Origin of the sequence: Paenibacillus sp. FSL K6-1558, assembly GCF_038002565.1 — a bacterium.
GTDB classification, from domain to species: Bacteria; Bacillota; Bacilli; order Paenibacillales; family Paenibacillaceae; genus Paenibacillus; species Paenibacillus polysaccharolyticus.
Genome location: NZ_JBBOCV010000001.1, coordinates 52,347 through 67,107 on the forward strand (window position 1 = coordinate 52,347; position 14,761 = coordinate 67,107).

General features: G+C 45.6%; 11 protein-coding genes. 10 read left to right on the forward strand and 1 reads right to left on the reverse strand.

Annotated features, from left to right (window positions below; genetic code table 11):
* Positions 1-55: 55 nt before the first annotated feature.
* Positions 56-1,114, reverse strand: a complete 1,059-nt coding sequence (locus tag MHI38_RS00205; RefSeq protein WP_154958766.1) for a fatty acid desaturase — start codon at positions 1,112-1,114, stop codon at positions 56-58.
* 422 nt (positions 1,115-1,536) lie between these two features.
* Here MHI38_RS00205 and MHI38_RS00210 point away from each other — a divergent pair, with 422 nt between their 5' ends.
* The 10 genes from MHI38_RS00210 to MHI38_RS00255 all read left to right on the forward strand — a co-directional run bounded on the left by MHI38_RS00210 (position 1,537) and on the right by MHI38_RS00255 (position 14,658).
* Complete coding sequence (locus MHI38_RS00210) at positions 1,537-2,376, forward strand: YitT family protein (RefSeq protein ID WP_341180778.1); 840 nt, start codon at positions 1,537-1,539, stop codon at positions 2,374-2,376.
* Between the two features lie 176 nt (positions 2,377-2,552).
* Positions 2,553-3,791 carry an ROK family transcriptional regulator gene (locus tag MHI38_RS00215; protein WP_341180779.1) on the forward strand — a complete coding sequence of 413 codons (1,239 nt, stop codon included), beginning with the start codon at positions 2,553-2,555 and terminating at the stop codon, positions 3,789-3,791.
* Positions 3,792-3,864: 73 nt separating this feature from the next.
* On the forward strand, positions 3,865-4,881 hold the full coding sequence (locus MHI38_RS00220; RefSeq protein WP_341180780.1) for an ROK family protein: 1,017 nt from the start codon (positions 3,865-3,867) through the stop codon (positions 4,879-4,881).
* Positions 4,882-4,942: 61 nt separating this feature from the next.
* The gene (locus tag MHI38_RS00225; RefSeq protein WP_244159311.1) at positions 4,943-6,166 is read left to right on the forward strand and encodes an MFS transporter; all 1,224 of its coding nucleotides are present in this window, start codon (positions 4,943-4,945) and stop codon (positions 6,164-6,166) included.
* 46 nt (positions 6,167-6,212) lie between these two features.
* The gene (locus MHI38_RS00230; protein WP_154886163.1) at positions 6,213-8,456 is read left to right on the forward strand and encodes a helix-turn-helix domain-containing protein; all 2,244 of its coding nucleotides are present in this window, start codon (positions 6,213-6,215) and stop codon (positions 8,454-8,456) included.
* 166 nt (positions 8,457-8,622) lie between these two features.
* Positions 8,623-8,994, forward strand: coding sequence for a hypothetical protein (locus tag MHI38_RS00235; protein WP_154886162.1), 372 nt, complete (start codon positions 8,623-8,625; stop codon positions 8,992-8,994).
* Positions 8,995-9,386: 392 nt separating this feature from the next.
* Entirely contained in the window at positions 9,387-10,991 is a 1,605-nt protein-coding gene (locus MHI38_RS00240) for an extracellular solute-binding protein (RefSeq protein ID WP_341180781.1), read from the forward strand.
* A gap of 116 nt (positions 10,992-11,107) precedes the next feature.
* Positions 11,108-12,010, forward strand: a complete 903-nt coding sequence (locus MHI38_RS00245; protein WP_341180782.1) for an ABC transporter permease — start codon at positions 11,108-11,110, stop codon at positions 12,008-12,010.
* 60 nt (positions 12,011-12,070) lie between these two features.
* Positions 12,071-12,943: a carbohydrate ABC transporter permease gene (locus MHI38_RS00250; protein ID WP_341180783.1), complete on the forward strand. Its 873-nt coding sequence runs from the start codon at positions 12,071-12,073 to the stop codon at positions 12,941-12,943.
* A gap of 20 nt (positions 12,944-12,963) precedes the next feature.
* Positions 12,964-14,658: a hypothetical protein gene (locus tag MHI38_RS00255; protein WP_341180784.1), complete on the forward strand. Its 1,695-nt coding sequence runs from the start codon at positions 12,964-12,966 to the stop codon at positions 14,656-14,658.
* The last annotated feature ends 103 nt before the right edge of the window (positions 14,659-14,761 follow it).

Consider the following 14,761-nt stretch of genomic DNA (forward strand, 5'->3'; position numbering starts at 1 on the left):
AGCCTGACTGTAGCATGACTGCTGTCCGAATACAAGAAAACGAATCCGACAGAGCCTAAGGCTTCTCTGTCAGACCCGCTTGATTAGTTACCCGAATAGGATTCGGAATATACTTTTTGCGTGATGCTTGTTTCAGCTCTCTGAAACTGATGAATTGTTTGTGTTCTTCATCCCACAGACGGAAGCGGAGTGCAACCAGACTGGAACGTAGTGTGATCGTTGTGGCCTTCTGCAAAGGCGGTGTTGAGTTATGTGCTTCTTCCAGATAGTAGTTCGGCACACGTGGGCTCAAGTGATGCACATGGTGGAATCCAATATTTCCGCTGATCCATTGTAGCAACTTCGGCAGCTTGTAATATGAGCTTCCCTCTACTGCTGCTTTGACATAACTCCATTCATCTTCGTGTTCGAAATATGTTTCTTCAAACTGGTGCTGTACATAGAACAGCCAGATGCCGAAGAAACCGGAGAAGAAAAATACGGGTGCTTGCACCATAACAAAAGCTTGCCATCCAATCAGCCAGCACATAAAGCTATATAGAGCAATGATTAGAATTGTTGTTAAATGGGTATTAATTCTTTCCTTGCGTCTTGCCGCTTTGCGGTTAAAACGATAGGCAAACAGAAACACATAGATCGGTCCAATGCCAAACATGATCAACGGGTTACGATACACACGATAGAAGAGACGCATCCAAGGTGTTGCAGACTTATATTCATCGACGGTCATAACCCAGATGTCACCTACACCGCGTTTATCCAGATTGCCGCTTGTTGCATGGTGGATCGAGTGCTCTGCTTTCCATTGCTGGTAGGGGGTCAGGGTTAATACGCCCGTGATGGTGCCGAGAATATCGTTAGCCCGCTTGCTTTTAAAGAATGAGCCGTGACAGCAGTCATGAAAAATAATAAACGTTCGAAGCACGAATCCCGATGCCACTAATGCAATAGGGAACGTAAGCCAGTACGAGATCGATAAGCTGTAATATGCAGCTGCCCATAATACAAAGAGCGGGACTAATGTATTGATTAATTGACGAATGCTAAGTTTGAGATCATTTTTTTCAAAAGGTGTAACTTCTTTTTTTAGCGCCATTTCTTTGCTTCTACTCATACATGTTCCTCCTTATGCGTACAAACCATAGCGGTCTGTACCCTGCCGATTCCCGATAATGCTCTTTTGGGAAGCGTTTTTATCATTGTAAAAGAATGCGTGCATGACGGTAAGTCACAAACGTCAGCCTGCTGTAATGACAAATATCAAGTATCGACCATGACATTTGTCATGGTCAGTTTCCGTTTTACATGATACAGAGCGCGAAAAGATGACGTTTTCACATTTCCTTTGCACAAATGACGCAACAATTTGTATTATGTATACAAATTTTGCGAAGAGCATGGTAGAATCTATCCTGGAGTGTATATGACAGATTATCTAGGTAGAGAGTTATTTTAGATGTATTAGTTAAGGTAAGGCGATTAATTTAGAAGATTTAGATAAGCTATTATTTTTGGATGGATTGGATGGAGCGCTGAATGAAAAGAAGAATTACGGATATTTTATTTATTATGGCTGGTGCGTTTCTGTTTGCGCTGGCGGTAAACTTGTTTGTCATCCCCAATGATCTGGCAGAGGGGGGCGTAACAGGGATCACGATCATTTTGTACTATCTCTTTCACTGGTCTCCCGGACTGATGAACCTGATTCTCAACGGTATATTACTACTCGTAGGTTATAAGTTTTTGGATCGAACCACGACAGTGTATACGATTATTGCGGTTATCTTTAACTCGCTGTTCCTGCACCTGACAGAAAGCTGGAGCATTGCATCAGATGAGCTGTGGGTTAATACCATTTTTGCAGGAGTATTTGCAGGTCTCGGGATCGGTTTAATTGTCAAAGTAGGAGGAACAACGGCAGGCACGGTCATTCTGGCACGGCTTGCGAACAAATACCTGGATTGGAATATCAGCTACGGATTGCTTTTCTTTGATCTGATCGTGGCATTCTCTTCTTACTTTATCATTGGGCCACAGGGTTTGATGTGTACGATTGTATTGCTGTTCGTTGGAACGAAAATGATGGAATTTATTATTGAAGGATTGAATCCGAAAAAAGCAGTTATGATTATCTCATCGAAGCAGGATCAGATCGCGAAGCAGGTCATTGAGAAGATGGATCGTGGGGTTACGGTTCTGTCCGGCCACGGTTATTATACGAAGAATCCGAAAGAGATTTTGTATATTGTGATCAGCAAGCAAGAAGTTCCAATGCTGAAGAAAATTGTACGTGCAGAGGATGAGATTGCGTTTATCACCATTCATGACGTGCGCGACGTATTCGGGGAAGGTTTTATCGAGCTTTCGAAGTCATAATATATGATATTGTACAGGTTCAAGCGTGGATAAGGACGAAGTGGGGAAACCATTCTCATTTGGTCCTTTTTGCGTTGTGGATTTACGGAAAATGTGCTGTACACACTTCAATGAGGATGATATATTGAATTTAATTCGTTAAGAAACTTAACTAACTATGGAGCGGAGGTGATAAAATGGCTGGCACACCGCAATATATCCGTAATCTGAATGAAAACTTGATTATGGATGCCTTGATTACGCAAGGCTCCATGTCGAGAGCGGATATCAGCCGTCAAACAGGACTTAGTAAACCGACAGTATCATCAGCGGTAGAGCACCTGATTGAGCGTAATCTGGTGAAGGAGACAGGTCGGGCAGACAATGCCCAAGGGCGTAAGGCCACGTTAATTCAATTTAATGAAACAGCTTATTATGTCTGCGGTATTGATATCGGGGCTACACGAATTCGAATTGCCCTGTCTGACCTGAATGGGCAAATCATTGCGTATGATACCTATCCGCCAATTGATCCAGACCAGTACGTGCAGTTCAACTCAGCAATCGTACAGTCCTCTGGAAAGGTCGAGGTCGAGGGTGGGTATGAGACATCTGTTGTCTCTGAGGTGCCTGTACTTCGCTTGTTACACAGCTATGTGGATCAGCTGCTTCAGAAGAACCGCCTTCAGTGGAGTGATCTTCGCTGCATTGGGTTTGGAATTCCAGGTGTTGTCTTGCCTGTCTCAGGCAAGATTAGCCGGATTGTTGACCCGCTTGCAGGCATGGAGCAGGACTTCTCCCGTGATGCCTTAGCTCGTGCTTTTCCATGTGATATTATGCTGGACAATGATGTGAATCTCGCTGCGCTCGGGGAATATAGAAAGGGAGCTGCGATGAATTCGCCTTTGTTCATATTTTTCTCCATTGGGGCGGGAACGGGTGCAGGGATTATGGTTCAGGGTCATTTACTACATGGCTTGGGGGGACTAACTGGTGAAGTAGCTGAGATGCGGATGCAGGATGGCCGCCGTCTGGAAGATGTGTTGTCGGCTGATGGGCTGATAAGACTGGCGAAGCGACATTACTTAAAAGGCCTTTTAAGTTCAGACATGCAACCTGAGGATATCTTTGCGGCGACTCGTAGCGGAGAGGGATGGGCTATAAGCATGATGAAGGAGTACAGTCAGATGATCGCTTCGGCGTTGCGTCAGATTAGCACGTTGCTTGCCCCTGAATTAATCGTGCTTGGAGGCGGCATTGGCGGGAATGGTGATGTATTGTTACCTCTGCTAAGGAAAGCTGTTGCCGAACAATTTCCGGTGCAACCACAGCTGATATGTTCGGATCTTGGAGAGCGAGCGGTCGTTACAGGGGCTGTGCAAGTAGCTTTGCAACATACATTGATGAAGCTTAAACAAGGGACGACTGAAGAGTAGAAATCGAAGAAAATAAGTTTTGAACCGTTGTACTACGAATAATAAAGAACAGATCTGCCAAGGAGGAAGTGTAATGACAGAAGCACAGCTTGAAGGGTTCGAAGCGAAAGGCTCATGGGTCGCCGGTATTGACATCGGAGGAACCAAAATACTGATGTTGTTATCCAATCAGAAATGCGGTGGAGAAGTGCATGAGCGCAGATTGCCAACACAATCCGCGGAGCAACCGGAACTATTTTTCCAGTGGTTATTCGCGGAATTAAAAACATTCTGTGCAGACATTGGATGTGATTGGGATCGGCTCGCGGGTGTGGGGCTAGGTTTTCCAGGTGTTATTTTGCAAGATGAAGCTGTGCTTCGGAACGCTCCCGCATTTCAATGGCCCGAAGAAGATATTCGCCCGATTATCGCCAAATACTACAGCGGAAAGATCGTTCTGGATAACGATGTGAACATGGCGGCCATGGGAGAAGTGGATCAGGGGGCAGCCAAAGGACATCGTCATAGTGTAATGGTAACCGTAGGTACAGGCATTGGCGCTGCGCTCGTGTTCAATGGAGAATTGCACAGTGGGCAGCACGGTGCGGCCGGTGAGATAGGACATTTTATCACAGGTGATGAGGGACTGAGTTCCGAATATGTAGCAGATGGTGATGCCTTCGGTGTATTTGAACAAGTGACGTCGGGGACCGGCATTACGGAGCGGGCAAGGCATTATTTTAATTCGGGTAAGGGAAGTGAACTATCCCTGATCTGGAGTCTGGCCGGAGGCGAAGTGCAACAGATTGAAGCAAGACATGTGTTCAAGGCGGCGGAGTCAGGCGATGTAGCTGCACTTGAAATTCTGGAACTGCCTATGCGTTATATGGCAAGAGGACTCGCAAATATTACGGCGCTGCTGAACCCGTCGATTATCGTACTCGGCGGCGGAGTAGCTGCATCCAATCCAGCCTATTATCTGAATGAAGTTCAGGCCAGACTCAAACGTTATGTTGTGCTCCCGGTCCAAGTGGTTATTGCCGAGCTTGGCAATAAAGCAGGGGCAATCGGGGCGCTAGCTTCCATTAGACGTCACCTTGAACGTATGTAGCGGCTAGTCATAGGAGTAAACCATACACAGAGACTACAGAAATCAAAGGATGGAGATCCGGATGAGCGATAGACATATGACGGCTACTACAAAAAAAACAAAAGCCGAATTCAATGAAGCAAAAGCTGTATTAATTAAATTGCAGGGTTTATATCTGTTTATGGGACTTGCTGGAGGCATATTTAACCCTTACATCAATCCGATATTGGTTGCTCAGGGTTTTTCGAGTAAGGATACCGGATTCATCATGGCCTTCGGAACATTAATATCCATCATTCTCCAGCCAGTCTGGGGGATTTTGGTGGATAAATTCAAAAAGACACGCCTTGTATTGGTGGTCAGCCTGCTTGTTCCAGCAGCGTTAGCGTATTTTTATAATATTCAGGTGTACATTATATTAATTTTGATTTATACTTTGTGCACTATATTTCAAGTGACACAGATACCTGTAGCTGACTCCTACGCGGTAACGGCAGCAAGAGCGGCGAATACCTCTTACGGTATGATTCGGCTGTTCGGAAGCCTGGGGACAGGGGTTGGCGGATTCGCTGCAGGGATGTATCTCTCCCAGTTTTCCATTCATATGTTATGGTTGCCCTTTCTGTTTTTCAACATCTTGAGCGCAATACTGGCGGGCACACTCCCCAAGCAGACGAGCATCTCCTCGTCCTCGGTAACTTTCTCCGTAGGTTTGGCAAGATTACTTCGAAATCGCACGTTCCTTCTCTTTCTCACGGGTTGTTTTCTGGTGAATCAGACCCTTACAGCATTTAACTCCTTTTTTGTTATTTCATTTCAGATGGCTGGTGGCTCGGTTGCCTTGACGGGTACAGCTCTTTTGATCGCTTCCATTACCAATGTACCCTCTATGCTGGTAGCCGCTTATGTGTTACGCAGGTGGGGACATGAACGAACCATGTTGCTGGCAGCGGGAGCCTACATGTTACGCTGGGGAATTCAATGGTTATGGCCAAGTCCCGAAGTGATGATTGGTGTTCAGGTGTTGCACGGATTGTCATTTGGATTTTTCTATATCGCGGCAGTGGAATATGTGGCGTCTGTTACTGGACGTGAGATGCAGGCGACAGGTCAAAGCTTGTTTAACATGGTGTTTGCAGGACTCGGAGGCATTGTGGGAAATATGCTTAACGGCTATTTGTTGGATACTGGCGGTCCGTCAATGATGTATCTGGCTTGTACCATCAGTGCGGCAATGGGGGCAATTATTCTGTATATCGTCAGCAGACAGGCCAAAGAGCAGAGAAGGGCATACCCGTTAGAGTAGAAATGGAGTTAGAAACTTAAAGTAGAAACGGAAGGAACTGAGGCCTATGAAGGTAAATCTGAAGCGGACATGGCACACCAGGTTGATTTATTCATATTTCCCCCTATTTCTGCTCACGATTTCCATTCTGATCTTTCTCTCCTTCCTGGTTGTTAACGAATTGTCACGAAAAGAAACCAAAAAAGCGGATATGATCTCCACACATTACATTGTCAGCACATTGGAGCGTTCGTTAGGCGATATCGAGATGAGACTGCTGGATGAAATTGTAACGAACACAATGTACAGTCGTTTTTTGGAAGCCGAAAAAGGACAATTGTCCAGTCAGTTTATTTATGATGCAGCCAGTGATCTGAACCGTATGGTGGATCAACAGGGTATGGTGCAGTCGATTTACCTCTACCGAATGTCGGATTCAAGCATTATTACACCTAGAGGAATGGTAAGTTTTGAGGAATTTGAGGATAAATCGTATATCGAACAGGCGTTGAAAAATAAATTGAATCTGGGTTGGAATCAGCCCAGATCCTACAAAGAACGTTCATTTGATGTCCCTTCACAGGTCATCAGCATGAATAAATGGCTACCACTGCCTTGGGGTGGTGAAGGTCTGCTTGTTATTACCATACGGATGTATGCCTTGGAGAGGCAAATTGACAATATGACGGATGCGAATCTCTCTTTTCTACAGGTGAAGAATAACTATGGGGATCTCGTATATTCGGCTCATCAGATTGACTCGGCAGAGGGGAATGTCCTTAATCAGGTCAAGGCTGAGAAGCTTGGACTTACCTTTGAGAGTGGCATTCAGACAGGTCAGTTATATTCATGGGTATCGCTGGTGTCCTATGTGTGGATTGGAATTGGTATTCTCACCATTGCTGGTGCGGTCGCAGGTCTGATCTATATTACACGTAGAAACGTAAAACCCATGCAGCTGATGATGAATCGCATTCAGGCGTTACAGCCCCGTGTGCATGAAGAGGATGCCGCACCTTCTGTCAAAAACGAGCTTGCACTGATCGACCGGGCGCTGGAACATCTCATTGCTCAAACCGTAGATTACGAGAAACAGCATCATGAGAATCTGCTGATTCATCGCAGGCAGTTGCTTGTGGATTTGATGGAGGGTGAACGTATAGATTCTTTCCGTCAGCGTCTTCGTCACTTGCAACCGCTTGAGGAAAGGTTTCTTGAACCGCAGTGCGCCGCTGTATTGGTAGCGGAGATGAATGGGGCAGACCTGCCCGCTCCTTCCAATACGCTAAAAATGGCACTGATGAATGTGTTCAAGGAACTGGTGCAGAAAGAGAGCAATTTTGGTGCGTGGGCAGAATGGTTTGGCAATCGGCGTTTAATCGTTGTGGTAGCCTGCAATGAAAAAGAAAGACTGAGTCGTGAACTTCTGATGGATTTGGCTAAACAGTTGCATATGTGGATTGCTGAGCATTTCCGGATTCGGTTTACGTTCGGAATCGGGCAGACGGTTAATGGCTGGGAAGAAATCACTCGATCCTATAGCAGTGCAGACACAGCTCTGCAGCACCGGCTCACCCTTGGTCAGAATGCGATTGTACTCAGTGAACAACTGCCAGGCCACATGGAACTGCATTCGTATAAATATTTGCAAATGCTCGCAGACATCGTTCGGGAGTTCAGGCTTACGGGGGATGGCTGGCGAGCACAGCTTGACCAGATGTTTATTGCGTTCAATGAAGACCAAATGAACGATAAAGATATTCGTATGCTCTTGCAATCGTTGATTCAGATGTTGGCGCGTGAGTTCGGGGAGTTATCTGAACGTTTGCAACACCAATTTGATGAGCTGCTTTTGGCGCGGCTTCGCTCGCAAATTCAGGAGCACGATACGCTCGAAGGCATTCGGGGGATTTTGCTGGATTGGCTCAAAGAGGTCTATCGCAATTATGTTGCCGTTAACGAAACGAAAAGTCACCGTGCGATGATAAACGAGCTGCGCGTATACATTGAGGAGCATTTCGATGATCCGGATCTGTCGCTGAAACACCTGAGTGACCGTTTTCAAATCTCGGGTAAATATGCGAGTTATTTGTTCAAAGAAGAATTCGGTATGAAGTTTGTTGATTTTCTTGTGAAATTGAGAGTAGAAAAAGCATGCCGAATGCTAACATCAACGGATACAGCTATTCAGGATATCGCCCAGCAAGTGGGGTATGCTAATGCGATCTCGTTTGGAAGAGTGTTCAAACGTGTGATTGGCGTGACTCCTGGGGATTATCGCAAGCAATATGGCAAACAAGAAGAACAATGAAGCGAAGCATTATTTTTGAAAACTCCTCTACTTGAGCAACGTACATTTTTTTGTTGCGTCGTAGGGGAGTTTTTTTGAGGCTACTCGAAAAATGACGTAAGAACACAGTAGAAAATAAACAATATGTTCTAAACTATATATACATATATCAAAAGGAGGGGACAAAATGCATCAGTATGGACAGCAAGTTTGGGGCTCCGTGGAACTGGGTAGCGAGGTTAACATTACAACGGATAACAGTACCTTCGGTTTTAGCGTAGACGGTTTGCAATATTCTTTGGACATTCCAGCGGGAAGCTACATGACCAGTAGGAACAGACATGAGTCAGAGCTTGTTCAGATCATGACTGAGACAGCTGAGCATCTGAGCTTGCCTGTACAGTTCAAGCTGGGCGGGATTCATGATGATCAGAAGCTGAACGTATTAATTCTGGAACATCTCGACAAGAGTAAAGAGTATGTGCTGGATGAATTCGGAGGAAGCGCAGTAGATACGATTTTTGGAGAAGTGCGTTTTAATCTTGCTCCAAGAAATTAGCCGGGTAGCATCATCATAGATTGTTTAGAAATGACCGCTGATAAGGCGGTCTTTTTTATTTGCGCGCAGATCAGGAAAATGGATTAGTATTTGTCGTTGATTGTCGAATTAGAGGGAATTACCACCTGAAAAAGAGTGAGAATAACTTATATTTGTGTTAGTTTATATAACATAATTAGTGTGAAAATAGTTTATTGTCAGGAAAATTGTTTATAAAGATAGGTTATTTGACATTAAAACAGCTTTATCCTGTTTTGAAAATTGTTTATTGTCGATTTTCAGAAAACAATGTAATAATTAATGACATTCACAGGTGCAACGAGTTGTACAACAATAACGGAGTGGCGATCATGTGAATCATTACAGAATGAGTGCGAAAGGGGAAAGGTCAAATGAAATTATTTCAAAGACGCAAGGCAGGAAAGGCAAGTTCGATTCTCGCAGCGGTAACAGCATTCACTCTATTATTATCCGCGTGTTCGTCAGGCAGTGAATCATCATCTTCATCATCCGGGGAAGCGGGTGCGGGGAACAGAACCACGTTGAAAGTAGAAATTTTTGACCGGGGAAATACACCGGCTGGTTACACCATCTCCGATAGTTATCTGACACGCTTCATTCAAAAGGAATTTGGTGACCCGAACAACATTGATGTTCAATTTGTTCCGGTTCCCCGCTCAGAAGAAGTGCAGAAGCTTAACGTGCTCATGGCAAGTGGTTCTGAAGTGCCCGATGTTGTATTCACTTATGATTCCGGTACCTTTAATCGTTATGCCTCACAAGGCGGTTTGACAGAGTTGACTGATCTGCTGAACAAAGAGGGAAGCAATCTGAAAACATTTTTGGGTGATGACACGCTGGCATACGGTCAGTATGATGGACAACAATTCGCAGTTCCGGGTAAACGTCTGGTGTTAGGAAAGTACGCTTCTTATGTTCGCCAGGACTGGCTGGATGCACTTGGACTGCCAACGCCTCAAACGGCTGAAGAACTGCACACAGCCTTGAAAGCAATCAAGGAGAAAGATCCGGGCAAGGTGGGCTCGGCACTCATTCCCATGGGGATGTCAATCGCTTCGGCGCAATATGAGCCATTGATCTGGTCTTTCATTCAACCTCTTACTGAAGAACAGAGATATACACTGACTCAACAGCTAGGCTCTAATGATTATCCAACGTTGCTCCCTGGCTTCAAAGATGCACTTAAATATATGAACACGTTGTATAACGAGGGATTAATAAGTGCAGACTTCGGGCTGGATAAAGACAAGAAGAAACTATGGGAAGATGTATCCAACGGGAAAGTAGGTTTCTACAGTGAAGATGCCGGAGAAATTTACATCTCAGGTACGTATAAAAACCTGCAAACGAATAAACCTGATGCGGTGATGACACCGATTGATGCATTCAAAAATTCGGAAGGCAAATTTGCCAAGCCGGCATATGCACCCAATGCGATGTATGTCATGATTCCTAAAACAAGTCAGAATGCAGAAGCGGCTATGAAATATCTGGATTGGATGGCTTCTGGCAACAATTTGTTTGATCTACAATACGGCGTGAAAGACGAGAACTATGAACTGGTGGACGGAGTACCGCAGATTAAAGAAGATGCTTCTCCTGAAATTGCTGGTCGGATCTACAACTCTGGTGATATTGCCATCATTGTAAACGGAAAATATGTCGGAGATGAAAAGAAAAACGAAGAGGCTTATGTCGTTCAGGTAGATCCCAAATATCGGGATGACATGCGTAAATCGGTAGCCATCTCCAATACGGATACGATTCAACCCGTGCGTTTCTCCAAACCAATTGAAGCGGAATCTCGTTATGGTAACGGCTTAAAAGACAAATTCTCTGAGTTTATTGTGAAAACAACCATCTCCAAACCGGCTGATTTTGAAGCTGTGTATAACAGTATGATGAGTGATTATATGGCAAGTGGAGGCCAAGCTGTTCTTGATGAGCGTACGGAGGCTTACAAAGCGATGAAGTAATTATTCATCATATAGCGCAGGTTAGACAGGTCTGGCCGTATTAAACAGGACTTTTCATGGGGGCGATGTAAGGATCGCCTTCCATGAGACATCCTTCACGACTTGGAGGGAACATTATGAAGACAGGCACTTATTTCCGCAGAAACTGGCAAATGTACGCATTACTTGTGTTGCCCATGTTATACTTCATCATTTTCAAATACGGTCCAATGTATGGGGTACAGATCGCATTCAAGGATTTTAACTTCTTCCAAGGGATCAGTGGCAGTGAGTGGATTGGATTCGATGGGTTTAAGGAAGTGTTTCAGAATCAGGGGTTCTATACCGCCTTGCGCAATACTATTGTGCTTAACTTGCTCGACTTGCTTGTCTCCTTTCCAGCACCGCTGATTCTGGCTATTCTGCTTTTTGAATTACGAGTCGCCTGGTTCAAAAAGATGGCACAGACGTTGCTTTACATTCCGCACTTTATTTCCTGGGTTATCATTGGTGGTATCGTACTCCAGGTGTTTGGCACACAATCTGGATTCGTTAACAACATGTTAATGAGCATGGGGCTTGATCCGCTTCCATTTCTATCGGATAAAAACTATTGGATCTTTACGTATCTCGCCGTGGGCGTGTGGCAGAGCGCAGGCTGGGGAACGATTTTGTATCTGGCATCCCTTACAGGCATTAACCGTGAACTCTATGAAGCAGCCGAGGTAGACGGAGCCAGCCGTTTGCGCAGAATTTGGCATATCTCCCTGCCAGGCCTCAAAACGACGATTGTTACCTTGCTAATCATTAACGTTGGTAACATGATTTCTATCAGTTTTGACAGGCCGTTCATCATCGGAAATGTGGCAGTACGCGAATATTCGGATGTGCTTAGTACGTTTGTGTACCGTCTGGGTCTGCAATCCGGCCAGGTAACTCTGGCGACCGCAGTGGGACTGTTCCAGGCTGTCGTTGGACTGATTTTCATCCTCGGTGCAAACTACGCATCTAAAAAATTGACAGATGAGAGCATTATGTAACGGAATGAATGCTTCTGCGGCAACACGGTATCCATCTATGATCTGTAAGGAGTGAGTGAGATGTCGGAAAACACGGCGAATCGAATATTCAACACAGTAAATGTAATTCTGATTGTCATTGCGATGGTACTGTGCCTTGCACCATTTATCCATATCATTGCGATCTCGCTTAGCTCGAACCGGGCGATCGGTTCGGGAGAGGTTTCCTTTTTCCCCAAAGAGCTGTCCTGGGAAGCCTATGGCAAGGTGTTCGGTGATGGCTCCATGATTCGTTCCCTGATCTACACGATCTGGCTGACGGTTCTGAGTACGGTGCTTAGTATGCTTATGACGATTATGGCAGCATATCCCCTTGCCAAAAGCAGTCTGAGAGGCCGCAAATGGTTCATGCTGGTCATTGTTGTGACGATGTTTTTTAGCGGGGGAATAATCCCGGAGTATATTTTGATCAAAAATTTGCATTTGCTTGACAGCACTTGGGGACTAATTCTTCCTGGCCTGATCAGTCCGTTTTATATGATTATTCTGATCACCTTTTTCCGCGGCATTCCGGAGAGTCTGGAAGAGGCTGCAGATATTGATGGCAGTACCCAGATTGGAACGTTAATTCGCATCATTTTGCCGTTGTCTCTTCCGGTAATGGCAACACTCAGCCTGTTTTACGCTGTAGGACGCTGGAATGGATTCCAGGATGCGTTAATGTATATTACCAAACCGGAGTTGTATCCGTTACAATTGAAGTTATATCAGATGATTCAGCAAAACCAAATCACCGAACTGATGCAAAATGAAGGTATTGGTGCAGTTCATGTGTTACCGGAAAGCTTGAAAGCCGCCAGCGTAATATTTTCGACGTTGCCAATCTTGCTCGTATACCCGTGGTTGCAGCGATTTTTCATCAGCGGTGTAATGGTAGGTGCTGTAAAAGGTTAACGTCCCAGGAGGTCATAGGCATGACACAACCGATGGTTAAGAAGATGTCCAAGGAACAGCAGCATCTAGTACACCAGTCCATGGTCATGATGGATCGTTTTTATGACGATGATTTCGCATTGCTTCGCAGCTTTGAAGACGATGCCTCAGAGCACGGTACACGAGGCAGTGCACATTATGCGCTGGGCTTGCTGATTCGTCAGGAGCCCGGCGATGTGGGGCGGGCTGTTCGTGTACTAAACAAAGTGCTCGATTATCAATATGATGCACCGGAAGAAATCTATCACGGCACCTTTGCGACCCAGACAAATGAAGAGCACCCACCCGCGGGTCATTATGCATGGAAATCATTTGCGCCAGGCACAGCCTATTTCCTGGAACGCACCTTTGAGAAGGTGTCTGCGCAGTTTATTCATAATCTGCAGCAAGAGAATGATTTGATGAAGGAAGGCACAGACGCTAAACAATGGAAAGAGCTGTTCTATGCGTCCGTGAACGCTGTTTTGCCCCCGGTCTGGATCAGTTATGATCCAAATTGGCGGGAATTTATCGCATGTGTGTGTGCTATAGCGACAGCCGAGTTTGCGGAACTGCTGCCGGATAAGCTTATTCACCGGATGGATGAAGCGATGGAACGAGCTGTTCAGGGCTCTGTGGAGCGCAGATTGTCAGATGTGATTCCAATGAACACCAACATTGAACTGATGCATATTTTTATTACCCATTATTATGGACATCGGTTCCAGCGAACGGATTGGATTCAGCATGCGGATGCGCAGGCCGAAAGTCTGTTACAGGAGTTTGAGCAGTTCGGAGGCACGTTTGCCGAGTTCAATACCACGACCTATTACGGAGTGGATCTCGCCGTACTTGGCATGTTCCGAAAGTATGCTGTAACTGAGCGCATGACTGAAATTGCTCACTCGATTGAGCATGGATTATGGAACAATATCGCGCTGTATTACAATGCCAATCTGGAGAATCTCTCCGGGCCATTTGCGCGGGCATATGATATGGAGATGCGGGAGCATAGCTCGATCGGTGTCTTTCTCTATCTATTGCTGGGAGAAGGCTACGAGTATTTGACAGGCATGAATTGTGAATCGGGGCATGATCCGATGATAGCGTTGTTGGGTGTTGATGTCCCTGAAGAGGCTGTACCGTATTTCAAAGCCCATCAAGGAGATCGACTCGTGCAAAAACAGTTCATGGAGCTCTGTGAACGCAACGATCCAAAAGCAAACCGGAATCTGTGCACCGCTTCGGCCTGGATTGGTGAGAAACGAATGATAGGCGCGATGTCCGGGAGTCGCAATACCAACGGCCAGATGCATCCTGCAACGATTCATTGGCAGACCGGGACAGGGGAGCGGTATTACTTGCGCCTTATTCGGCGTGAAACAGGAGGGGGCTGGAACAGCCATTTGCGCGGTATTACCTTTGAAGCGGAAGTCACAGCGGAATCATTGAATATTGAGGTGCAGCTGGATACGGCGGAAGAGATTGAGGTTTATTTTGAAATTAAAGGGCCGAACTTGCGTCCTCAAGATTTACAACCCACACGCTGGACGCTTCCGGGATTAACCTGCTCAGTAAAAGCGGAAGCCCCAGCGCCGACAGTGTTAATGTATACCGACTATGCTGAAATCATCTATCGCTATGTTCCAGGGGTGACGGAAAACCGGATGAGGTTCGAACTTGGGATCAGTGAGTAGATAAATGACGTAAGACGGTATCACAGGGTTAGGTAGAGGACTAAGAGTGGACTTCTATAGAAGGCTATTAGAAGGACTGGGATAGGGCTAATGTGCGGAAGGA

Excerpts from the sequence above, each read along its gene's own strand:
- MHI38_RS00205 (WP_154958766.1), bottom strand. The coding sequence starts at position 1,114 with ATGAGTAGAAGCAAAGAAATGGCGCTAAAAAAAGAAGTTACACCTTTT.
- MHI38_RS00210 (WP_341180778.1), top strand. The coding sequence starts at position 1,537 with ATGAAAAGAAGAATTACGGATATTTTATTTATTATGGCTGGTGCGTTT.
- MHI38_RS00215 (WP_341180779.1), top strand. The coding sequence starts at position 2,553 with ATGGCTGGCACACCGCAATATATCCGTAATCTGAATGAAAACTTGATT.
- MHI38_RS00220 (WP_341180780.1), top strand. The coding sequence starts at position 3,865 with ATGACAGAAGCACAGCTTGAAGGGTTCGAAGCGAAAGGCTCATGGGTC.
- MHI38_RS00225 (WP_244159311.1), top strand. The coding sequence starts at position 4,943 with ATGAGCGATAGACATATGACGGCTACTACAAAAAAAACAAAAGCCGAA.
- MHI38_RS00230 (WP_154886163.1), top strand. The coding sequence starts at position 6,213 with ATGAAGGTAAATCTGAAGCGGACATGGCACACCAGGTTGATTTATTCA.
- MHI38_RS00235 (WP_154886162.1), top strand. The coding sequence starts at position 8,623 with ATGCATCAGTATGGACAGCAAGTTTGGGGCTCCGTGGAACTGGGTAGC.
- MHI38_RS00240 (WP_341180781.1), top strand. The coding sequence starts at position 9,387 with ATGAAATTATTTCAAAGACGCAAGGCAGGAAAGGCAAGTTCGATTCTC.
- MHI38_RS00245 (WP_341180782.1), top strand. The coding sequence starts at position 11,108 with ATGAAGACAGGCACTTATTTCCGCAGAAACTGGCAAATGTACGCATTA.
- MHI38_RS00250 (WP_341180783.1), top strand. The coding sequence starts at position 12,071 with ATGTCGGAAAACACGGCGAATCGAATATTCAACACAGTAAATGTAATT.
- MHI38_RS00255 (WP_341180784.1), top strand. The coding sequence starts at position 12,964 with ATGACACAACCGATGGTTAAGAAGATGTCCAAGGAACAGCAGCATCTA.